A 21,618-nucleotide genomic window follows, 5' to 3' on the forward strand; every position below is an offset into this window, starting at 1 on the left:
ATGAGCGACAACCTGATCGAGATCCGCGACCTGTGCGTCGCCTTCGGCGGCCAGCCCGTGGTACGCAACCTGAGCCTGGACGTGCGCCCCGGCGAGTGCCTGGCGCTGGTCGGCGAGTCGGGCTCGGGCAAATCGGTGACCGCGCTTTCGATCCTGCAACTGCTGCCCGAAGCCGGGACCGAAACCCGTGGTTCGGTGAAGTACCGTGGCCAGGAACTGATCGGCGCGTCGGCTGCCAGCCTGCAAAAGCTGCGTGGCGACCGCATCGCCATCATCTTCCAGGAGCCGATGACCTCTCTCAACCCGCTGCACAGCATCGAAAAGCAGATCGGCGAAACCCTGCTGCTGCATAAGGGCCTGGGCGGCAAGGCGGCGCAGGCACGGATTCTGGAACTGCTGGACCTGGTGGGCATCCAGAAACCCGAAGAACGCCTCAAGGCCTATCCGCACCAACTCTCCGGCGGCCAGCGCCAGCGGGTGATGATCGCCATGGCCCTGGCCTGCGAACCGCAACTGCTGATCGCCGACGAGCCCACCACCGCGCTGGACGTGACCGTGCAGCGCAAGATCCTGCTGCTGCTCAAATCCCTGCAGCAACGCCTGGGCATGTCGTTGTTGCTGATCAGCCACGACCTCAACCTGGTGCGCAGCATGGCCCAGCGCGTGTGCGTGATGCACGCCGGCGAGATCGTCGAGCAGGCCGACTGCGAGACCTTGTTCAACGCGCCGCAACACCCCTACAGCCAATTGCTGCTGGACGCGGAACCCTCGGGCGAACCGCTGTGCAGCGAAGCGCGCGAGACGGTGCTGGAGGTGCACGACCTGACCGTGCAATTCCCCCTCGGCGGCGGGCTGTTCCAGCGCAAGACCTACCTGCGTGCGGTGGACGGCATCAGCCTGAGCGTGCAGCGCGGCAAGACGTTGGGGATCGTCGGCGAGTCCGGCTCGGGCAAGTCGACCTTGGGCCAGGCGATCCTGCGCCTGCTGGATTCCACCGGCAGCATCCGCTTCCAGGGGGCGGCGCTCGATGCGCTCAACCACCATCAGATGCGCCCGTGGCGCAAGCAGATGCAGGTGGTGTTCCAGGACCCTTATGGCAGCCTCAGCCCGCGCATGTCCGTGCAGCAGATCATCAGCGAAGGCCTGGAAGTGCATGCGCCGTGCAGCCTGGCCGAGTGCGATGCGCAGGTGATCCAGGTGCTCAAGGACGTCGGCCTCGACCCGGCCAGCCGGCATCGCTACCCCCATGAGTTTTCCGGCGGCCAGCGTCAGCGCATCGCCATCGCCCGCGCCCTGGTGCTCAAGCCGGCGCTGATGCTGCTGGACGAACCCACCTCGGCCCTCGACCGCACGGTGCAGAAACAAGTGGTGGCGCTGTTGCGCGAGCTGCAGGAAAAATACGGCCTGACCTACCTGTTCATCAGCCATGACCTGGCCGTGGTGCGCGCCATGGCCCATGACATGATCGTGATCAAGGACGGCAAGGTGGTGGAGCGCGGCGCCAGCCATGATGTGTTTGAATCGCCGCAACACCCCTACACCAAGGAATTGCTGGCCGCCGCGCACATGCCGTTGTAGGAGCGAGAACATGAACATCACCGATAGCCTCAAGGATTACGAACAGGTTCGCGGCCTGGCGATCCGGTCGCTGTTCGAGATCATCGAGCAGTCCAGCGAAGGCACGGTGATCGTCGACCGCGACGCCAATATCGTCTGGATGAACGAGCGCTACGCCAAGCGGTTCGGCCTGGCCAGCGCCGATGAAGCCATCGGCCAACCCTGCGAACAGGTGATTTCCAACAGCCTGTTGCGCCAGGTGGTGCGCACTGACCAGCCGATCCTGCTGGATATCCAGGACACACCCAAAGGCCCGTTGGTGGTGATGCGCCTGCCGATCCACAACGATGCCGGCGCGGTGATCGGCGCCATCGGCTTTGCGTTGTTCGATGAACTGCGCAACCTGTCGCCGCTGATCGAGCGTTACCTGAGCATGCAGCAGGAACTGGCGTCCACCCGTTCGCTGCTGCGCAAGCGCCAGAGCAAGTACAACTTCGCGCACTTTATCGGCACCAGCGCCGCCAGCCTGGACGTCAAACGCCGCGCGCGGCGCAGCGCGAGTGCCGAGTCGCCGGTGTTGCTGCTGGGGGAAACCGGCACCGGCAAGGAGCTGCTGGCCCAGGCGATTCACGGCGCATCGCCCCGCGCCAGCAAAGCGTTTGTCAGCATCAACAGCGCCGCGATTCCGCATGATCTGCTCGAAGCCGAGTTCTTTGGCACCGCGCCGGGTGCGTTCACCGGCGCCGACCGCAAGGGCCGTCCCGGCAAATTCCAGATCGCCCAGGGCGGCACGTTATTCCTCGACGAAATCGGCGACATGCCCCTGCCGCTGCAAAGCAAACTGCTGCGGGTGTTGCAGGAGAAGGAGTTCGAGCCGGTCGGCTCCAACGAGATGCTGCACAGCGATGTGCGGGTGATTGCCGCCACGTCCATGGACCTGGAAGCGGCGATCAAGCGCGGCGAGTTTCGCGCCGATCTGTATTACCGGCTCAATGTGCTGCCGATCCAGGTGCCGCCGTTGCGTGAACGGCTGGAGGATATTCCGGCGTTGAGCGAGGCGATCCTTGAGGACCTGCACAGCCACCATGAGCTGGACCGCGAGGCCCTGGCGTTGCTCGCCCAGCATGCGTGGCCGGGGAATATCCGCGAGCTGCGCAATGTACTGGAGCGCGCGGCGTTGTTGAGCGATGACCGGGTGTTGAATACCGCCGAGATTCGCGCGGCCATCGGCACGTTCAGCCCGGTGACGCGCAGCGATGTGCAAACGGTCGAGGGCGAGACCTTCGCCGCCGCGCGAGAGCGCTTCGATCGGCAGGTGATCGCGGCGGCGCTCAAGGCCTGCGGTGGGAATGTGGTTCACGCCGCCAGGCAGTTGGGGCTTGGCCGGTCGACCTTGTACAAGAAAATGGTCGCCCTGGGCATCGCTTGATCTCCAAATAGAGACACAACTCTCCATACAGAGACAACCCTTGCGGGAGGGGGCTTGCTCCCGATAGCAGTTTTCCAGCCAACGCATTTGCCGACTGACACACCGCTATCGGGAGCAAGCCCCCTCCCACATGGGCTCCCGGCTTGTCTCGATATCGAGACACACCCGGTAGCCTGGCTCTGAACATTAAAAAATATCTATATAAATCAATAAATTGCAAACATGGCACGCATCTCGCTATAGCCCTTCCCCACCGCTTCACCCCACAAAAATAACAATCCGATGGAGACACACCATGAGTGTGATCATTGCCCTGGCAGCCCTCGCGCTGCTGATGCTGGCTGCCTACCGTGGCTATAGCGTTATCCTGTTCGCCCCCATCGCCGCCCTCGGCGCTGTCCTGCTCACCGACCCGTCCGCTGTCGCCCCTGCGTTTACCGGGGTGTTCATGGAGAAAATGGTCGGTTTCATCAAACTGTATTTCCCGGTGTTCCTGCTCGGCGCGGTGTTCGGCAAGCTGATCGAGCTGTCGGGCTTCTCGCGCTCCATCGTCGCCGCCGCGATCCGTCTGCTTGGCACGCGCCAGGCGATGCTGGTGATTGTGCTGGTGTGCGCCCTGCTCACCTACGGCGGCGTGTCGCTGTTCGTGGTGGTGTTTGCGGTCTACCCGTTCGCGGCGGAGATGTTCCGCCAGAGCGACATCCCCAAGCGCCTGATCCCGGCGACCATCGCCCTCGGCGCGTTCTCGTTCACCATGGACGCCCTGCCCGGCACGCCGCAGATCCAGAACATCATCCCCAGCACCTTCTTCAACACCACCGCCTGGGCCGCGCCGTGGCTGGGGCTGATCGGTACGATCTTCGTGTTCTGCACCGGCATGCTTTACCTGGCACGCCAGCGCAACAAGGCGCAACGGGCCGGCGAGGGCTACGGCACCGAGCTGCGCAACGAGCCGGAAACCGCCGAGAACCTGACCTTGCCCAATCCCTGGATCGCGCTGTCGCCACTGATTCTGGTGGGGGTGATGAACCTGTTGTTCACCCACTGGATCCCGCAGTGGTACGGCAAGACCCATAGCCTCAGCCTGCCGGGCATGAGCGCGCCGGTGACCACCGAAATCGCCAAGCTCACCGCGATCTGGGCGGTGCAGGCCGCGCTGCTGGTGGGCATCGTCATGGTGCTGGTGTTCGGCTGGTCAGCGATCAAAAGCAAGCTCGCCGAAGGCAGTAAGAGCGCGGTCAGCGGTGCGCTGCTGGCGGCGATGAACACCGCGTCGGAATACGGCTTCGGAGCGGTGATCGCCTCGTTGCCAGGCTTTTTGGTGCTGGCGGACTGGCTCAAGGGCATCCCCAATCCGCTGGTCAACGAAGCGATCACCGTGACCCTGCTGGCGGGCATCACCGGTTCGGCGTCCGGCGGCATGAGCATCGCCTTGGCGGCGATGTCCGAGAGTTTCATTGCTGCGGCCCATGCGGCCAATATCCCCCTTGAAGTGCTGCACCGGGTCGCGGCCATGGCCAGCGGCGGCATGGACACCCTGCCCCACAACGGCGCGGTGATCACCCTGCTGGCGGTCACCGGGCTGACCCACCGCGAAGCCTACAAGGACATTTTCGGCATCACGATCATCAAGACCCTCGCGGTGTTCGTGGTGATCGGTACTTTCTACGCCACTGGCATTGTGTGAGGTTTTCATGACGAACTTGAATGGCAAGACCGCCCTGGTCACCGGTTCCACCAGCGGCATCGGCCTGGGCATCGCGCTGAGCCTGGCAAAAGCCGGCGCCAACCTGATTCTCAACGGCTTTGGCGACGCCAGCGCGGTGATCGCCCAAGTGCAGGCGTTCGGCGGCAAGGTCGGGCATCACCCGGCGGACGTCAGCGACCCGGCGCAGATCGCCGACATGATCGCCTACGCCGAGCGTGAATTCGGCGGCGTGGACATTCTGGTGAACAACGCCGGCATCCAGCATGTGGCGGCGGTGGAGGAGTTCCCGGTGGAGCGCTGGGACGCGATCATCGCGATCAACCTGTCCTCGGTGTTCCACAGCACGCGCCTGAGCTTGCCGGGCATGAAGGCCAAGGGCTGGGGGCGCATCGTCAATATCGCCTCGGTGCACGGCCTGGTCGGTTCGGTGGGCAAGGCCGCGTATGTGGCGGCCAAGCACGGCGTGATCGGTTTGACCAAAGTGGTCGGCCTGGAGACCGCCACCAGCAACGTGACCTGCAACGCGATTTGCCCCGGCTGGGTGCTGACGCCACTGGTGCAGAAGCAGATCGACGATCGCACGGCCAGCGGCGTCGACCCACAACAGGCCCAGCATGATCTGCTGGCAGAGAAGCAACCGTCGCTGGAATTCGTGACGCCGCCGCAACTGGGCGAGCTGGTGCTGTTTTTGTGCAGCGAAGCCGGCGCCCAAGTGCGTGGCGCGGCATGGAACATCGACGGCGGCTGGCTGGCCCAATAAAACCGAGCCGGGCGCCTACAAATCATAAGAACAAGAGACTTTGCTGATGTCCGAGATCCTCTGGCAACCCTCCCCCGAACGCATCCGCGCGACACGGATGGACCAGTTCCGACGCTTTATCAATGATCGCCACGGCATGCAGTTGGGCGACTACCCGGCCCTGCACCAGTGGAGCATCGACCAGCGTGCGGACTTCTGGCAGGCGATCGTCGCGTTCTTCGACGTGCAGTTTCGCAGCCCGCCCACCGCGACGCTGCTCGAAGGCGCCGAGATGCCCAGCGCCGAGTGGTTTCCCGGCGCGACCCTGAACTTCGCCGAACACCTGTTGCGCCGTCGCGACGACCACCCCGCCGTGGTCGCCATCGCGGAAGACGGCCAGCGCGAACAACTGACCTATGCCGAACTGGCCGCCCATGTCGCCGGCCTGCAAAACAGCCTGCGGGCCGCCGGGGTCGGCGTCGGCGACCGGGTCGCCGCGTGCATGCCCAACACCTGGCAGACCCTGGCGGGCATGTTGGCCACCACCAGCCTGGGCGCGATCTGGTCGTGTTCCTCGCCGGACTTCGGCACCCAGGGCGTGATCGACCGTTTCGGCCAGATCGAACCCAAGGTGCTGATCACCTGCGCCGGCTATCGCTACGCCGGCAAGGACATCGACCAGAGCGCCAAGCTCAATGAAATCCTCGAACGCCTGCCGTCCCTGCAACAGTTGATCATCGTGCCGTACACGCGGCCCCAGGCGCGCATCGACGACTACCGCACCCAGGCCCGCGTCGCGCTGTGGAACGACTTCTACACCCCCGGCGGCGCACCTGAATTCGTCGCTGTGCCGTTCGACCATCCGCTGTACATCCTCTATTCCAGCGGCACCACCGGCGTGCCCAAATGCATTGTCCACGGCACCGGCGGCGTGCTGCTCACCCACCTCAAGGAACACGGCCTGCACGCCGACCTGTCCGATCAGGACGGCCTGTTCTACTACACCACCTGTGGCTGGATGATGTGGAACTGGCTGGTGTCGGTGCTGGCCCTCGGCGCCACGGCGGTGCTGTATGACGGCTCGCCGTTTCATCCGGGGCCGGAGCGCTTGATCGACCTGATCGACGCAGAGCGGATCAGCGTGTTCGGCACCAGCCCCAAGTACCTCGCCGCCCTGGAAAAAGCCGGGCTGCAACCGCGCCTGAGCCATGACCTGGGCAGCCTCAAGGGCCTGATTTCCACGGGATCGCCGCTGTCGCCCCAGAGCTATGACTACGTGTACCGCGAGATCAAGGGCGAGCTGTGCCTGTCGTCGATGTCCGGTGGCACCGATATCGTCTCCTGCTTTGTGATCGGCAACCCGGTGTTGCCGGTGCGGCGCGGTGAAATGCAGTGCAAGAGCCTGGCGATGGCCATCGAGGTGTGGAACGACCAGGGTCAACCGTTGGTCGGGGAAAAAGGCGAGCTGGTGTGCACCCGACACTTTCCGGCCATGCCCATCGGTTTGTGGAACGACGCGGACCGGACCAAGCTGCGCGCCTCGTATTTCAGCCAGTTCCCCGGCGTGTGGGCCCAGGGCGACTACGCCGAACAGCGGCCCAACGGCAGCCTGTTGATTCACGGGCGCTCCGATGCGGTGCTCAACCCCGGTGGGGTGCGCATCGGCACCGCCGAGATTTATCGCCAGGTGGAGAAAGTCCCGCAGGTCCTGGAAAGCCTCGCCATCGGCCAACGCTGGCAGGACGACGTGCGCGTGGTGCTGTTTGTGCGCCTGGAGGACGGCATCGCGCTGGACGACGCCCTCGAGCAACAGATCCGCCAAGTGATCCGCGCCAACACCACGCCCCGCCATGTGCCGGCGAAGATCCTCGCCGTCAGCGATATCCCGCGCACCATCAGCGGCAAAATCGTCGAACTGGCCGTGCGCAATGTGGTGCATGGCGAGCCGGTGAAGAACACCGATGCACTGGCCAACCCGCAGGCCCTGGCGCAATTTCGCGATCGCCCCGAGCTTGCACAAGGGTGAAAGGTTTCAGCCCTGAGCCACTCATTTGAAGACAAAGCCCCAATGCGTGCTATTTTTCGAGGGGTAGTCAGCCGTTCCCGCGTCCCGGGATAATCCGCTGTTGTCATTTTCAAAGCGTCAAGCTCAGGGCTTTTTCATGAATGGAACATCCACCGGTAGCGAAGCTGCTGCATTGATTGCGCGGCTGGACTGGGCGCAAAGCCCGCTCGGTGAGGCCAATGACTGGCCGCAAAGCCTGCGCACCGCCGTGGATATCGTCGTCAACTCGCCGATGCCGATGCTGCTGCTGTGGGGCCGCGAACTCATCCAACTCTACAACGACGGCTTCGCCCGGCTGGCGGGCAACAAGCACCCCGGCGCACTGGGCCAGCCGGCGCATGCCACCTGGCCGGAGCTGCAAAGTTTTACCGCGCCGGTCTACGACGCCGTCCTCAGCGGCCAGGTGCGCAGCTTCAGCGAGCAGCCCTTCGTGCTGCAGCGCAATAACCGCGACACCGAGATCTGGCTGGACCTCACCTACAGCCCGATCCGCGACGAGCACGGCCAGGTGGCGGGCATCCTGGTCACCGCCATCGAAACCAACGAGCGGCGCAGCAAAACCCAGGAACTGCAACAGCGTTCCGAAGACAGCCTCAAGGCCCAGCACAACACCGAACAACACCTGCAACTGGCCCTGGCCGCCACCGGTGCCGTGGGCACCTGGGATTGGGACATCGGCGAAGATCGCTTCATCGCCGACGCCCACTTCGCCGGCCTGCACGGCGTCGATCCCAGTGACGCCGGGCGCCTGCCCATCAGCGCCTACCTGCACGGCGTGCACCCCGAAGACCGGGGCATGGTGGCGCGCAGCATCAAGCACTGCATCACCCACGGCAGCGAATACGCCGAGGAATATCGCCTGCTGCAAGCCGACGGCCAGGTGCGCTGGGTCTTCGCCCGTGGCCGCTGCTACAAGGATCAGCAAGGCCACCCGGCGCGTTTCCTCGGTGCGGCGCTGGACCTGACCGCACGCAAGAATACCGAACAGGCCCTGCGCCAAAGCCAGACCGAGCTGCAACTGATCATCAACGCCATGCCGGTGCTGATCGGCTACGTCGACCATGAGCAGCGTTTTCGCCTGAACAACAGCGCCTACCTCGACTGGTACGGCATGACGCCCCAGGAGCTGTACGGCAAGACCATCCGCGAAGTGCTCGGCGACGACGCGTACGCCGGGCGCGAAGACAAGATCGCCGCCGCGCTCAAGGGCAAAGCGTGCAGCTTCATGACCATCGCCCCGCACCGCGACGGGCGGCCGCGCCATGCCTTGATGAAGTACCTGCCGCGCTTCGGCAACGACGGTTCGGTGAACGGTTTCTACATCTTTGTGATCGACGAGACCGAACGCAAACTCACCGAAGAAGCCCTGCGCCACCTCAACGAGAACCTCGAAGAACGGGTGGCCCAGCGCACCCAGGCGCTGGCCGAGGCCAACCTGCGCCTGCAAAACGAGATGTTCGAACGCGAGCGCGCCGAAGACGCCCTGCGCCATGCGCAGAAGATGGAAGCGGTGGGCCAGTTGACCGGCGGCATCGCCCATGACTTCAACAATATGCTCACCGGCATCATCGGCAGCCTGGACCTGATGCAGCGCTACATCGCCGCCGGGCGCAGCGAAGAGATCGGCCGCTTCACCGACGCCGCCGTGTCCTCCGCCCATCGCGCGGCCGCCCTCACCCATCGCCTGCTGGCGTTCTCGCGGCGCCAGTCGCTGGACCGCCGCCCGCTGGACCCCAATCAACTGGTGGCGTCCCTGGAAGACCTGTTCCAACGCACCAAAGGCGCGCACATCGAGCTCAAGGTCAAACTGGGCCGCGATATCTGGCCGGTGAACACCGACGCCAGCCAACTGGAAAATGCCCTGCTCAACCTGGTGATCAATGCCCGCGACGCCATGCCCGACGGCGGCCAACTGCTGATCGAAACCGCCAACAGCTACCTCGACGGCACCGACATCACCACCCTTGAACCGGTCAAGGCCGGCGACTACGTGATGCTGGGCGTGTGCGACAACGGCAGCGGCATGGCGCCGAAGATTCTGGCCAAGGCCTTCGACCCGTTCTTCACCACCAAACCCATCGGCCAGGGCACGGGCCTGGGGCTGTCGATGATCTACGGGTTTGCCCAGCAATCCGGCGGGCATGTGACCATTCAAAGCGAACCGGGCCAGGGCACCTGCGTGCGCCTGTACCTGCCACGCCTGCACGGCACCGCGCTGGAAAGCCACGCCCCGTCCCACCTGAGCGAAGCGCCCATGGCGCTGGCCGGCGAGGCGGTGGTGGTGGTCGAGGACGACCCGGCGGTGCGCATGCTGGTGGTCAATGTGCTCGACGAACTGGGCTACACCGCGCACCAGGCCGCCGACGCCCGCACGGCGCTGCCGCTGCTGGAATCGGACCTGCGCGTGGACTTGCTGGTCACCGACGTCGGCCTGCCCGGCATGAACGGCCGGCAACTGGCGGAAATCGCCCGCCAGCACCGTCCAGGCCTCAAGGTGTTGTTCATGACCGGTTACGCGGAGAAAGCCACCGAGCGCAAGGGCTTCCTGGAGGACGGCATGGACATGGTCGCCAAGCCGTTTTCCATCGACCTGCTGGCCACCAAAATCCGCAGCATGATCAGCGTCGAAGGTTCGGATCAGGCATAATCGCGCGCCGTCGCACACCTGGTAGATCGTTATGAAAGCCCAAGCCCGCCATATCCTGGTGAAAACCAGCGAAGAAGCCGAACAACTCAAGCAGCGCATCGCCAAGGGCGAAGCCTTCGATGTGCTCGCCAAGAAATACTCCACCTGCCCGTCGGGCAAGCGCGGCGGCGATCTGGGGGAGATTCGACCGGGGCAGATGGTCGGGGTGATCGACGCGGTGATCTTCAAGAAACCCTTGCGGGTGGTGCATGGGCCGATCAAGAGCAAGTTCGGGTATCACTTGGTGCAGGTGTTTTATCGCGATTGAGTGTTGGGCTTGAGGCCGCTATCGGGAGCAAGCCCCCTCCCACAATGAACCGCATTTCACCTGGAGGAACGTGGTTCATTGTGGGGGCTTGCTCCCGATCCGCCACAGGCGGCCATTCACCCCCGAGGAATCAACGCCCCCGGCACCTGGATCACCCGACTGGCCAACCGATGCCCAGCCTTCGCGGCCTCCTGCGGCGAAGCGCCTTTGAGACGACCGGCCAGATACGCCGCGCTGAATGAATCCCCCGCCGCCGTAGTGTCCACCACCTTCTCGACCTGCAGCGCCGGCACGGCAAAGCGTTCGCCATCGCAGCGGATCAGGCAGGCATCCGCCCCGCGCTTGAGCACCACTTCGGCAATCGCCGGGTACGCGGCGAATACCTGCTCGCTGTCGGTATAACCAAACAGCGCGCACTCGTCGTCCTCGGTCAGCAAGGCCATGTCCACTTCGGCCAACACCGTGTGATAGGCCGCGCGCGCCGCGTCGACACTGGCCCACAGGCGCGGGCGGTAGTTGTTGTCGAACACCACTTTGCCGCCGCGTCGACGGGTGTCGATCAGCGCGTGCAGTAACCGCTCGCGGCCAATCTCACCGAGCACCGCCAGGGTAATGCCGCTGAAATACACCACGTCGTAACCCGGCAGCGCCGCCAGGATCGGCGCCGCCGCCGGCGTGGTGAAGCAGTCGCGCACTGCGGCTTCGTTGCGCCAATAGAGGAATTTGCGTTCGCCGTTGGCGTCGGTCTGGATGCAATACAGGCCAGGCAAACGCCCGTGCAAGCGCTGGACCATGCCCAGTCCCAGGCCTTCGGCGCGCCACTGTTGGCACATGGCATCGCTGAAACTGTCATCGCCCAGGGCCGTGACATAGTCGACCGTACCGACATCGCCCAATTCGCGGCGCAGGTACACCGCCGCGTTCAGGGTGTCGCCGCCGAAGCTTTGTTGCAGGCTGCCGTCGGCGCGGTGCTGCAGTTCGATCATGCATTCGCCGATGAGGGCGATGCGGGGGGTGGTGTTCATGCCTGTTGTCTCCGGGGAGGCTGATGGCCCCATCGCGAGCAAGCCCGCTCCCACCTTTGAATGTGTTCACGCAGGGGCTTGCTCGCAATAGAGCCGACGCGGTCTAGAAGCAGGTAGGCAGCGACTCGATCACCTGCAACTGCTCATCCACCAGGCAACCGACCTGCCACTTGTCGAAGGTCAGGCAAGGGTGCGACGTGCCGAAGGCAATGATGTCGCCGATACGCAGCTCGACGCCGGGCGCCACGCGCATGAACGCGTGCTGGTCCATCACGGCGGTGACGGTGCACGCGGTCACATCATCGCCTTGCGCCGGCACAATCCCCGCGCGGTAGCGCTTGAGCGGTACCGGCAATCCGGCGTCGTAGGCCACGTCGCGCTTGCCCAGGGCGATCACCGCAAACCCAGGCTCAGGCAGCGATTGCACATGGGCCCAGACTTCCAGGGCCGGGCGCAGGCCTTCGTCAAGGTCGCTGCGCCGGTCGAGCACGCAGCACTGCGCGTCTTTGTAGATGCCATGGTCGTGGGCCACATAGCTGCCGGGGCGCAATACGCTGAGGAAGCGGCCGGCGGCGTTTTGCGCGGCGAAGGATTCGGCGATCAGGTCGTACCAGGCCGAACCCGACGCGGTGACGATGGGCTTGGGCAGATCGAACGAGCCGTTGTTTTGCAGGTCGACGGCCAGGCGCACCAGGCTGGCGGCGAAGTCGCGGATGCCGCTGATGGCATGTTCACCGTGGATCACGCCTTCGTAGCCTTCTATGCCGGTCAGGGCCAGAGCCGGCTGAGCCTTGATCGCCCTGGCCAGCTCGCGCACTTCCTGCTCGCTGCGGCACCCGCAACGGCCGCCGACCACGCCGTATTCGATCATCACGTTCAGGCGCAGGCCACGGGCGGCGAAGAACAGGCCCAGGTCGGCGACGTTGTCCGGGTGGTCGACCAGGCAGTGGAAGTCGAAATCCGCGTCGGCCAGCAACTCGGCGATCAACGCCATGTTCGGCGCGCCCACCAGTTGGTTGGCCATCAACACGCGGCGCACGCCACCGGCGTAGGCGGCGCGGGTCTGCACGGCATTGGCCAGGGTGATGCCCCAGGCGCCGGCGGCGATCTGGCGCTGGAACAGTGCCGGCATCATGCTGGTTTTGCCATGGGGCGCCAGTTCCGCGCCGCTGCGGCGGACAAAGTCCTGCATCCAGTGAATGTTGTGCTCCAGGGCGTCGCGGTGCAGCACCAGGGCCGGCAGGCTGACGTCACGGACCAGGTGGGCGCCGACAGCAGCGGCGCCCTTTTCAACGGCATTGATGGCAGACATGCAAAAACTCCTATTCGTTGATGCGACGGGCCAGGTTGTTGGCGCTTTCGATCAACACCCGGCGATAGTCGTTGTAGTTTTTCAGCGCATCGGCCCGTGGGGCGACGATGCACAACGTCGCAATACTGATGCCTTGCGCGTCCCGTACCGGGGCGGCGAAGCAATGGGTAAAGGTGTCGGCCACGCTGTCGAAGGAAAAGAACCCATCGAGGCTGGCCTGGCGGATCTGCGCGAGGAAGGTGTCCAGCGCCAGGCGCTCGCCGTCCGGCAGGATGAAGTCGTCGGGGTCGATCAGGTCGACGATCTGCTGGTCGCTCAAATGCCCCAGCAACAGGCGCCCGGAAGCGGTCCACGGGATCGGGGCGTTTTCGCCGATGTCCGAGGAAATACGGAAGTGCCGCTCGCCTTCGCGCATCAGCGCCACCGTGTATTTGCGCCCGTTGAGCAGGCACATCTGCGCGGTTTCGTGGGTCTGGCTGACGATTTCCTGCAGGGCGTGATCGGCCTCGCGGGTCAGGTCGAAATGGCGCAGGTGTGCCTGGCCGAGAAAGTACAACTGGCGGCCGAGGTAGACGTGCCCGTCCTTGCCCACGGTTTCCAGGATGCGGCGCTCCAGCAAGGAAGCCACCAGCTCGTAGACCGTGGACTTGGGGCTGCCGATGCCGCTGGCAATATCATTCGGGCGCAGGGGCTGGCCGACCTCCTTGAGAAAATCGAGGATATCGAATGCACGGTCCAGGCCTTTGGCGCGGCGTTTGATGGTGTCTTCGGTCATGGTGGTGGTCGGTCCCGATAAAGATGTTGCTATCAACACAGATCCCCTGTGGGAGGGGCTTGCTCCCTCCCACATTGAATTGGCTGTGGTTTCAAGAGTGGGGCATTTAGCCCTTTTTCTTGTAGGCCACGCAATCGATCTCCACCTTGCAGTCGACCATCATGTTGGCCTGCACACAGGCGCGCGCCGGGGCGTGTTCCGGGGTGAAGTATTCGCCGAAGACCTTGTTGAAACTCCAGAAGTCCCGTGGGTCTTCCAGCCACACGCCGACGCGCACCACGTCCTTAAGTTCGTAACCGGCCTCTTCGAGGATCGCCACCACGTTGCGCATCGTCTGCCGGGTTTGTTCGACGATGCCGCCGTTGATGATTTCACCGTCCACCGCTGGCACCTGGCCCGAGACGTAGAGCCAGCCGTCCGCTTCCACCGCGCGGGCGAAAGGACGGGGCTGGCCGCCGCCGGCGGTGCTGCCGGTGCCGTAACGAGTAATGCTCATAAATATGCTCCTGATTAAAAACGAATGTTCTTCAAAAATTCCGCCAGGCGCGGCGACTGCGGCCGTTCGAAGATGTCCTTCGACGAGCCCTGTTCCTCGATGCGCCCCTGGTTCATGAATACGATCTTGTCCGACACTTCATAGGCAAAGCGCATTTCGTGGGTGACCAGCAACATGGTCATACCCTCTTCCGCCAGCCCCTTGATCACGCTGAGCACTTCGCCCACCAGTTCGGGGTCGAGGGCCGAGGTGACTTCGTCGAACAGCATCAGGCTGGGGTTCATCGCAATCGCACGGGCAATCGCCACGCGCTGTTGCTGGCCGCCGGACAGTTGGCCGGGGAAGTGATTGCGGCGTTCTAGGAGTCCTACACGATCCAACCATTTTTCCGCCAAGGCCACGGCTTCGTCCTTAGGCATTTTCTTAACTTTCAACAAGCCCAGGGTGACGTTCTGCAGCGCAGTCAAATGCGGGAACAGGTTGAACTGCTGGAACGCCATGCCGGTCATCGCACGGTGTTGGGCGATCACCCGCTCGGGGTGGCGCACGCGCTTGCCGGCGACTTCGTTGTAGCCGATGGACTCGCCGTCCAGGGTGATCTGCCCGCCCTGGAACTCTTCGAGCAGGTTGACGCAGCGCAGCAGCGTGGTCTTGCCCGAGCCGCTGGAGCCGATCAACGTCACCACGTTGCCGCGCTGCATGGACAGGTCGACCCCCTTGAGCACTTCCACTGCGCCGTATTGTTTGCGCAAGCCGCGAATGTCCAGCAGCGGCTGGGTCGTTTGAGGTTGGTTCATGGCAAGGCCACCCGCTTTTCAATGTAGCGCCCGAATAATTCGATGGCGTAGTTGATGACAAAGAACATAAAGCCTGCGAACAGGTAGAACTCCAGGGTCATGAAGGTGCGCGCGATTACCTGCTGGGTGCTGAGCAGCAACTCGGCGACGCCGATCACCGACAGCAGGGTCGAGGCCTTGACGATCTCCGTGGAGGAATTGACCCAGGTCGGCAGGATCTGGCGCAGCGCCTGGGGCAGCAGCACGTAGCCCAGGGACTGGGGGAACGTCAGGCCGATCGCCCTGCCCGCTTCCAGTTGCCCACGGGGAATGGCTTGCAGCGCGCCGCGCACGATCTCCGCGACATGGGAGCCGCAGAACAAGGTCAGCCCGACGGCACCGGCCTGGAACGCGCTGATCTGCCAACCGAGCGCCGGCAGCATGTAGAAACACGCCAGCACCAGCACAAACACCGGCGTGCCGCGGATCAGGTCGACGTACAGCCGGAACGGTGCGCGCATCCAGAATTTGCCGTAGGTGAGGATCAACCCGGCGACGATGCCGATCAGGGTGCCGAAGATAATCGCCAGCGCCGAGACATACACACTGGTCTGGAAGCCGGCCCAGAGAGTGTCCCGGGCGATCCACAACTCCTGCAGCCAGTTGGGGGATTGGTACATGCGAGCCTCTTCTAACGACGGATCGCCAAACGCTGTTCCAGGTAACGGAGCAGCATGGCGATCAGGTAACAGGCGGCCACGTAGAGCGCGGTCGTGACCAGCCAGGTTTCAATCACCCGGTAGCTTTCGACGTTGATCTTGCGGGCGTAATAGGTCAGCTCCGGCACCGCGATTGCAGCGGCCAGGGAGGTGTCCTTGAACAGCGAAATGAAGTTGTTCGACAGTGCCGGCAGCACGTTGCGCAGCATCACCGGCACGGTGATGTACGCGCGGATCCGCCACTCGCCGAGGCCGATGGCCAACCCGGCTTCGCGCAAGCCCTTGGGAATATTCAACAGCCCGGCGCGGAACACTTCGGTCAGGTAGGCCCCGGCGTACAACGACAGGGTGATGATGAACGACGGGATCTTGTCCAGGCGGATGCCCAGGCTGGGCAAGGCGAAGTAGATCAACAGGATCAGCACCAGGATCGGCGTATTGCGCACCACCGTCACATACACCGAAGCCAGGATGCGCAACGCCCGGTGCCTGGACAGCATGGCGAACGCCATCAACAGGCCGATCACGCAACCGATGGCGATCGACAGCAGCGCCAGTTCGAGGCCCAGCCACAGCCCCGCCAGCAAGGTGTCGAAATCGCGCCACACGGCGGCAAAGTTCAACTGATAGTTCATGGTCGACAGTACCTGATGGGGGCGCCATTGCCGGCGCCCCGGTTTTCACGAATCACTTGAACTCGACGGGGAAACCAATCGCAGGCTCTGGCAGATCGACGCCGAACCACTGCTTGAACGAGGCCTTGTAGGTGGGGAACTCCACACCGGTCATGGCTTCATGCAGCGCGGTATTGACGAAGTTCAACCAGTCCTGGTCGCCACGCTTGACCGCGCACGCATAGGTTTGCGGGCTCCAGGCATAGGCCGGGCTGCGGTAGCGGCCTGGGTTCTGCACCATCAGGTACTTGACCGAGGACTGGTCGGTGGCGGCGGCATCGGCACGGCCGGAGTTCACGGCCTGGTACATCAGGTCGACGCTGTCGTACTGGTCGACCTTGGCCTTGGGCAGCGCCTGGTGCACCAGTTCTTCGGCATACACGTTTTGCAGCACGGCTACGGTGACGCCGTCGCCGGCGGCTTGCAGGTCTTCGATCTCTTTGTATTTGCTGTTGTTCGGCAACAGCAGGCCGACGCCTTCGCGGTAATACGGCAGGGTGAACGCGACCTGCTGCGCACGGCTGGCGGTGACGGTGATGAACTGGCAGCTCATGTCGACCTTGTCGGTCAGCAGGTTGGGAATCCGCGCGTCGGACGACTGCACCACGAACTCGACCTTGCTCGGGTCGTTGAACAAGCCCTTGGCCACGATGCGGCCGATGTCGATATCAAACCCCTGCAACTTGCCATCCGCTCCCTGGAAGTGCCACGGCGCATTGGTACTGCCTGTACCCACGATCAAGTGCCCACGCTTGAGCACGTTATCGAGCTTGCTGTCCGCCGCCTGCACGATGCCTGCGAGGGAAGCCGATGCGGCGAAGAGAAAAACACACGCTTTGAACACGGAAGGTCGGTGATGCATGACAAGCACTCCAGAAGTTGTGTATTCCGCTATACCGGAACTTAGTATGTAACAACGGAATAGACAGCAGAAAGTGTGCCACACGCAGCAACAGAAAAATATGCAGGGAATAAACGCGTTTTAAATCAGAGGGATAAGTCTTTAGGACAACAAGGCATCAGGCCAGCAGCCACAATCGCATTGCTACCCAAGACCCCACACGGCGGTGACAGGTTCAACCGAGCGCACCACGCCAGGGTTACCACGCCCCATTGCGGGGCGCGCGAACGCGCAGACCTGTGAAGGTTGACAGTAGACGACAGCGGGCACCGCGCTTAGCGTTGGCAGACAACCCTGTCATCCAGGAGGACAACCGTCATGGGGTATGCCAACGCGATTATTGCCAATGCCGAGGACTATCAACGGGTGCTGAGTACATCCCGTCCAGTATTCCTGTTGTTCGTCTCCAGCCACTGCCCCGCCTGCTCGAGCGCGGTGCCGCTGTTCAAGCACGTTGCCGGGGAACACCCTGACGCGGTCAGCCTGGTACTGGATTGCGCAGAGACGCCGAAGCACCCGGAAGTCACAGGCACTCCGACCCTGCTGGTCTACCTCAACGGCCTGATGGCGGAGAAAGCCAAGGGGTTTGGCCCCGCGCCAGAACAGGCGCAGTTCGTCGAGGGCCTTTTCAAGCGCTATGCCCCGCACCAGGGCGCAATACCACTTGTGTCACCCGTCGCTCCTCCACCGCCGCCACTGTCAGACACCAGCCTTCATGCTCCAGGCTATCGCCCACCACCGGCAGACGGTCGAGCAGGCTCATGACCAGGCCGGCCAGGGTCTGATAATCCTCGGTCGTGACCGCCTTGAAGCCAGTGCGCTGACGGACTTGGTTCAGGTTCAAGGCGCCATTGGCGCGGAAGCCATCGCCCTCCTCGACGATGTCCGGCCCTTCGATCTCACTGGCATCGGGCAGCTCACCGGCAATGGATTCGAGGATGTCGGTCATGCTCAACACGCCGATGAAATCACCGAACTCGTTGATCACGAAGGCGATGTGGGTCGAGGCCTGGCGCATCTGCTCCAGGGCATTGAGGATCGAAAAGCTTTCCAGCAGATTGATCGCACGTCGCGCCAGGTGTTCCAGGTTCGGCTCATTACCGGCCAGGTACTCCTTGAGCAGTTCCTTTTTGTGCACGAAGCCTAATGGCTCATCGACAGCACCGTCACGGATCAACGGCAGGCGCGAGTAGGACGAATGCATCAGTTTCAGGCGGATTGTGTCGGGATCGTCCGCCAGGTCGATAAAGTCGACCTTGGCCCGTGGCGTCATCAAGGTGCGGATCGGCCGTTCGGCCAGTTGCAGCACGCCGCTGATCATTACCCGCTCACGCCGATCGAACAGCGGCCCTTGCGCAGCATCCGGCTCGCCCAGCAGGTCGGCCACGTCTTCGTCCACCTCTTCCACCGCCAGGCTGCGGCCACCGAGCAAACGCATCACCGCATGGGCAGTCCGCTCACGCACCGGCAATACGCCTTGCGCGGACTTCTTGCGCCGGGAGCGGGCGATCTGGTTGAACACTTCGATCAGGATCGAGAAACCAATCGCGGCGTACAGGTAGCCCTTCGGAATGTGGAAGCCCAGGCCTTCGGCTGTCAGGGCGAAACCGATCATCATCAAGAAGCCCAGGCACAGCATGATCACCGTCGGGTGGGCGTTGACGAAACGGGTCAGCGGCTTGCTGGCGACGATCATCAGGCCGATGGAAATGATCACGGCGATCATCATCACCGCCAGTTCATCCACCATGCCCACGGCAGTAATCACCGCATCCAGGGAGAACACCGCATCGAGCACCACGATCTGCGCCACGATCGGCCAGAACATCGCATACGCCACATTGCCCGAGCGCTGGGCCACATGCCCTTCAAGACGTTCGTGCAATTCCATGGTGGCCTTGAACAACAGGAACACACCACCGAACAACATGATCAGGTCACGTCCCGAGAAGCTCTTGTCGAACACCTCGAACAGCGGTTGGGTCAGGGTCACCAACCAGGAAATACTTGCCAGCAAGCCCAGGCGCATCAGCAAGGCCAGGGACAAACCGATCAACCGCGCACGGTCACGCTGCTCCGGCGGCAGTTTGTCCGCCAGGATCGCGATAAACACCAGGTTGTCGATACCCAGCACCAGTTCCAACACAATCAACGTCAACAGGCCAAGCCAGGCCGTGGGGTCCGCTAACCATTCCATTTATAGAGTCTCTTTATCGGTGTTCAGAATGCCGGGCACGGCAAAGCGCGGTCAGAGGACCGGGACAGGGTTAGCCATTGGAATACGGGGTGCTTCAGCGGGAACAGCAACAGGGGTTGTCTTGGGGAAAGACGACTGGGGGGCTCCGAGAGGGTGTTCATGCAAGTCCTGAAATAACAAAAGGACTTGGATCCTACAGTTGAAGTACAAACTTCCTATAACGCAGAACTATTACAAGATCTGTAAAAGCCCCCGATAGACTTGGTTTGTTGTGACCAATGGAGCACCTGAGGCCACAACAAACCCGCGCGCCCTACCAGAATCGCTGCTGGGTCAACCGGCTCCACCAGGTCAGCAGCACGCGGTCCACCGAACCGCTGGCCGCCAGGCCTACGCGCTCTTGCAGACTCTTGCGCTCGGCATAGTGCAAGTGGAACACCTCGGCAGTCTTGGCCTTGGTGGCCAGGTATTCGTCACTGGTCTGCAGTTCGTCGACCAGTAATTTGTCGAGGGCTGCAACACCCAGCCACACTTCTCCGGTCGCCACTTCGTCGATGGCCAATTGCGGGCGATAGCGCGACACGAAGTTCTTGAACAGTTGATGGGTGATGTCCAGGTCTTCCTGGAACTTCTCCCGGCCTTTCTCGGTGTTTTCGCCAAACACCGTAAGGGTGCGTTTGTACTCGCCGGCGGTCAGCACTTCAAAGTCGATGTCGTGCTTCTTCAGCAGGCGGTTGACGTTGGGCAACTGCGCCACCACGCCGATGGAGCCGAGGATCGCGAACGGCGCGCTGATGATCTTCTCGCCGATGCACGCCATCATGTAGCCGCCGCTCGCCGCGACCTTGTCGATGCACACGGTCAACGGCACGCCCGCCTGGCGGATACGCGCCAGTTGCGACGAGGCCAAACCATAGCTGTGCACCATGCCGCCGCCGCTTTCCAGGCGCAGCACCACTTCGTCCTTGGGCGTGGCCAGGCTCAGCAGGGCAGTGATTTCGTGGCGCAGGCTCTCGGTGGCCGAGGCCTTGATGTCGCCGTCGAAGTCGAGCACGAACACCCGCGGCTTGGCCTCGGGTGTCTTTTTGCTGTTCTTCTTTTCGGCTTTGCTTTCGGACTTGCGCAAGGCCTTGAGCTGATCCTTGTCGAGCACGGTCGACTCAAGGCGTTCACGCAGGCCTTTGTAGAAATCATTGAGTTTGCTGACGTGCAGTTGACCGGCAGCTTTGCGACGACCTTTGCTGCGCAGTGCCGCGAAGCTGATCAGTACCACCAGAATAGCGACCACCAGGGTAACGGTCTTCGCCAGAAAGCTCGCATATTCAGCCAAAAAATCCATGTGTCTCCTTAACAATGCACGGCGCCAGGCGCGAATGGCCCAAGCATACCGACGGGATCGCCATGGGGCCAGTGCTCAAACCGCCACCAGCGAGGCACTCCAACACGCTTTTAAAACAAGCGTATGTTTTTTCATTGACAGCTCTTCGGCATCCTCATAACCTCGCCAGACTTCAACGTACCGGGAAAACGGACGTGGGCAGCATTTATCTGATTCGACATGGCCAGGCCTCCTTCGGTGCAGACGACTATGACGTCCTGTCGCCCGTCGGTGTGGAACAAGCGCAAGTGCTCGGTCGCCATCTGGCGGACATGGGCCTCACGTTCGACCGCTGCGTATCCGGCGACCTGCGTCGCCAACAGCACACGGCCACGGCGGCTTTCGAGCAATACAGCGCCCTCGGCCTGCCGGTGCCGGCGCTGGAAATCGACAGCGCCTTCAACGAATTCGACGGCGAAGCGATCATTCGCGCCCTGCTCCCCGACCTGCTGACCACCGAACCCGAAGCCCTGGACATCCTGCGCAACGCTGCGCAGAACCGCAGCGAATTCCAGCGTATCTTCGCCCTGATCATCGAGCGCTGGCTGACCGGCACCTATGATCCGCCAGGACTGGAAAGCTGGCTGGGGTTCGTGGAACGTGTCCAGGGAGGCCTGCAACGCATTCTCGAGGCAGCGGACAACACGCAGAAGATCGCCGTGTTCACCTCCGGCGGCACCATCACCGCCCTGCTCCACCTGATTACCCGAATACCGGCCGCCCAGGCCTTCGAACTGAACTGGCAAATTGTTAACACCTCGCTCAACCAGCTGAAATTCCGCGGTCGCGAGGTGGCACTGGCTTCCTTCAACAGCCATACCCACTTGCAACTGTTGAAGGCGCCGCAGCTCATCACCTTCCGGTGAACTGCGGCCAACCGTGACCCCAAGGTCACTGGACTCTACCCTTAAGG

18 protein-coding genes and 1 pseudogene are annotated in these 21,618 nt (G+C 62.9%); 9 read left to right on the forward strand and 10 right to left on the reverse strand.

Annotation, left to right across the window (positions count from 1 at the left end; translation table 11 throughout):
* The 7 genes from ACLH0J_RS20770 to ACLH0J_RS20800 all read left to right on the forward strand — a co-directional run bounded on the left by ACLH0J_RS20770 (position 1) and on the right by ACLH0J_RS20800 (position 10,452).
* The gene (locus ACLH0J_RS20770) at positions 1-1,578 is read left to right on the forward strand and encodes an ABC transporter ATP-binding protein (protein ID WP_411388805.1); all 1,578 of its coding nucleotides are present in this window, start codon (positions 1-3) and stop codon (positions 1,576-1,578) included.
* Positions 1,579-1,588: 10 nt separating this feature from the next.
* The gene (locus ACLH0J_RS20775) at positions 1,589-2,986 is read left to right on the forward strand and encodes a sigma-54 interaction domain-containing protein (RefSeq protein WP_411388806.1); all 1,398 of its coding nucleotides are present in this window, start codon (positions 1,589-1,591) and stop codon (positions 2,984-2,986) included.
* Between the two features lie 295 nt (positions 2,987-3,281).
* Positions 3,282-4,673, forward strand: a complete 1,392-nt coding sequence (locus tag ACLH0J_RS20780; RefSeq protein ID WP_411388807.1) for a GntP family permease — start codon at positions 3,282-3,284, stop codon at positions 4,671-4,673.
* A 7-nt stretch (positions 4,674-4,680) separates the two neighbouring features.
* Complete coding sequence (locus ACLH0J_RS20785; RefSeq protein ID WP_411388808.1) at positions 4,681-5,454, forward strand: 3-hydroxybutyrate dehydrogenase; 774 nt, start codon at positions 4,681-4,683, stop codon at positions 5,452-5,454.
* Positions 5,455-5,500: 46 nt separating this feature from the next.
* Positions 5,501-7,459, forward strand: a complete 1,959-nt coding sequence (locus ACLH0J_RS20790) for an acetoacetate--CoA ligase (protein ID WP_411388809.1) — start codon at positions 5,501-5,503, stop codon at positions 7,457-7,459.
* Between the two features lie 136 nt (positions 7,460-7,595).
* Entirely contained in the window at positions 7,596-10,145 is a 2,550-nt protein-coding gene (locus ACLH0J_RS20795; RefSeq protein ID WP_411388810.1) for a PAS domain-containing protein, read from the forward strand.
* A 31-nt stretch (positions 10,146-10,176) separates the two neighbouring features.
* The gene (locus ACLH0J_RS20800) at positions 10,177-10,452 is read left to right on the forward strand and encodes a peptidylprolyl isomerase (RefSeq protein ID WP_017737235.1); all 276 of its coding nucleotides are present in this window, start codon (positions 10,177-10,179) and stop codon (positions 10,450-10,452) included.
* 116 nt (positions 10,453-10,568) lie between these two features.
* On the opposite strand, the gene ACLH0J_RS20805 is transcribed toward ACLH0J_RS20800, so the two are convergent.
* The 8 genes from ACLH0J_RS20805 to ACLH0J_RS20840 form a co-directional block, all read right to left on the reverse strand.
* Positions 10,569-11,477 (reverse strand): sugar kinase, encoded by a 909-nt coding sequence (locus ACLH0J_RS20805; RefSeq protein WP_411388811.1) that lies wholly within the window; start codon positions 11,475-11,477, stop codon positions 10,569-10,571.
* Between the two features lie 103 nt (positions 11,478-11,580).
* The gene (locus ACLH0J_RS20810) at positions 11,581-12,789 is read right to left on the reverse strand and encodes an amino acid deaminase (RefSeq protein WP_411388812.1); all 1,209 of its coding nucleotides are present in this window, start codon (positions 12,787-12,789) and stop codon (positions 11,581-11,583) included.
* Between the two features lie 10 nt (positions 12,790-12,799).
* The gene (locus tag ACLH0J_RS20815) at positions 12,800-13,564 is read right to left on the reverse strand and encodes an IclR family transcriptional regulator (protein WP_411388813.1); all 765 of its coding nucleotides are present in this window, start codon (positions 13,562-13,564) and stop codon (positions 12,800-12,802) included.
* 106 nt (positions 13,565-13,670) lie between these two features.
* On the reverse strand, positions 13,671-14,060 hold the full coding sequence (locus tag ACLH0J_RS20820) for a RidA family protein (RefSeq protein WP_078742925.1): 390 nt from the start codon (positions 14,058-14,060) through the stop codon (positions 13,671-13,673).
* A 14-nt stretch (positions 14,061-14,074) separates the two neighbouring features.
* Positions 14,075-14,857 (reverse strand): amino acid ABC transporter ATP-binding protein, encoded by a 783-nt coding sequence (locus ACLH0J_RS20825; protein ID WP_411388814.1) that lies wholly within the window; start codon positions 14,855-14,857, stop codon positions 14,075-14,077.
* On the reverse strand, positions 14,854-15,516 hold the full coding sequence (locus ACLH0J_RS20830; RefSeq protein ID WP_411388815.1) for an amino acid ABC transporter permease: 663 nt from the start codon (positions 15,514-15,516) through the stop codon (positions 14,854-14,856). Before ACLH0J_RS20830 ends, ACLH0J_RS20825 begins: the two co-directional genes overlap by 4 nt.
* A gap of 11 nt (positions 15,517-15,527) precedes the next feature.
* Positions 15,528-16,190, reverse strand: coding sequence for an amino acid ABC transporter permease (locus ACLH0J_RS20835; protein WP_010564617.1), 663 nt, complete (start codon positions 16,188-16,190; stop codon positions 15,528-15,530).
* A 52-nt stretch (positions 16,191-16,242) separates the two neighbouring features.
* A complete protein-coding gene (locus tag ACLH0J_RS20840) occupies positions 16,243-17,091 on the reverse strand; it encodes a transporter substrate-binding domain-containing protein (protein ID WP_010564616.1) in 849 nt (282 codons plus the stop codon).
* Positions 17,092-17,448: 357 nt separating this feature from the next.
* On the opposite strand from ACLH0J_RS20840, the pseudogene ACLH0J_RS20845 reads away from it, so the two are divergent.
* Positions 17,449-17,715, forward strand: a pseudogene (locus tag ACLH0J_RS20845) (thioredoxin family protein); the annotation flags it as partial.
* A gap of 43 nt (positions 17,716-17,758) precedes the next feature.
* On the opposite strand, the gene ACLH0J_RS20850 reads toward ACLH0J_RS20845, so the two are convergent.
* Together ACLH0J_RS20850 and sohB are read right to left on the reverse strand one after the other, a co-directional pair.
* Positions 17,759-19,327: a TerC family protein gene (locus ACLH0J_RS20850; RefSeq protein ID WP_411388816.1), complete on the reverse strand. Its 1,569-nt coding sequence runs from the start codon at positions 19,325-19,327 to the stop codon at positions 17,759-17,761.
* A 313-nt stretch (positions 19,328-19,640) separates the two neighbouring features.
* Complete coding sequence (gene sohB, locus ACLH0J_RS20855) at positions 19,641-20,666, reverse strand: protease SohB (protein ID WP_411388817.1); 1,026 nt, start codon at positions 20,664-20,666, stop codon at positions 19,641-19,643.
* Between the two features lie 194 nt (positions 20,667-20,860).
* Between sohB and ACLH0J_RS20860 the strand changes: the two genes are divergently transcribed.
* Positions 20,861-21,571 carry a histidine phosphatase family protein gene (locus ACLH0J_RS20860; RefSeq protein ID WP_411388818.1) on the forward strand — a complete coding sequence of 237 codons (711 nt, stop codon included), beginning with the start codon at positions 20,861-20,863 and terminating at the stop codon, positions 21,569-21,571.
* The last annotated feature ends 47 nt before the right edge of the window (positions 21,572-21,618 follow it).

Source organism: Pseudomonas sp. MPB23, from assembly GCF_046605395.1.
In the GTDB taxonomy this organism is placed as follows: Bacteria; Pseudomonadota; Gammaproteobacteria; order Pseudomonadales; family Pseudomonadaceae; genus Aquipseudomonas.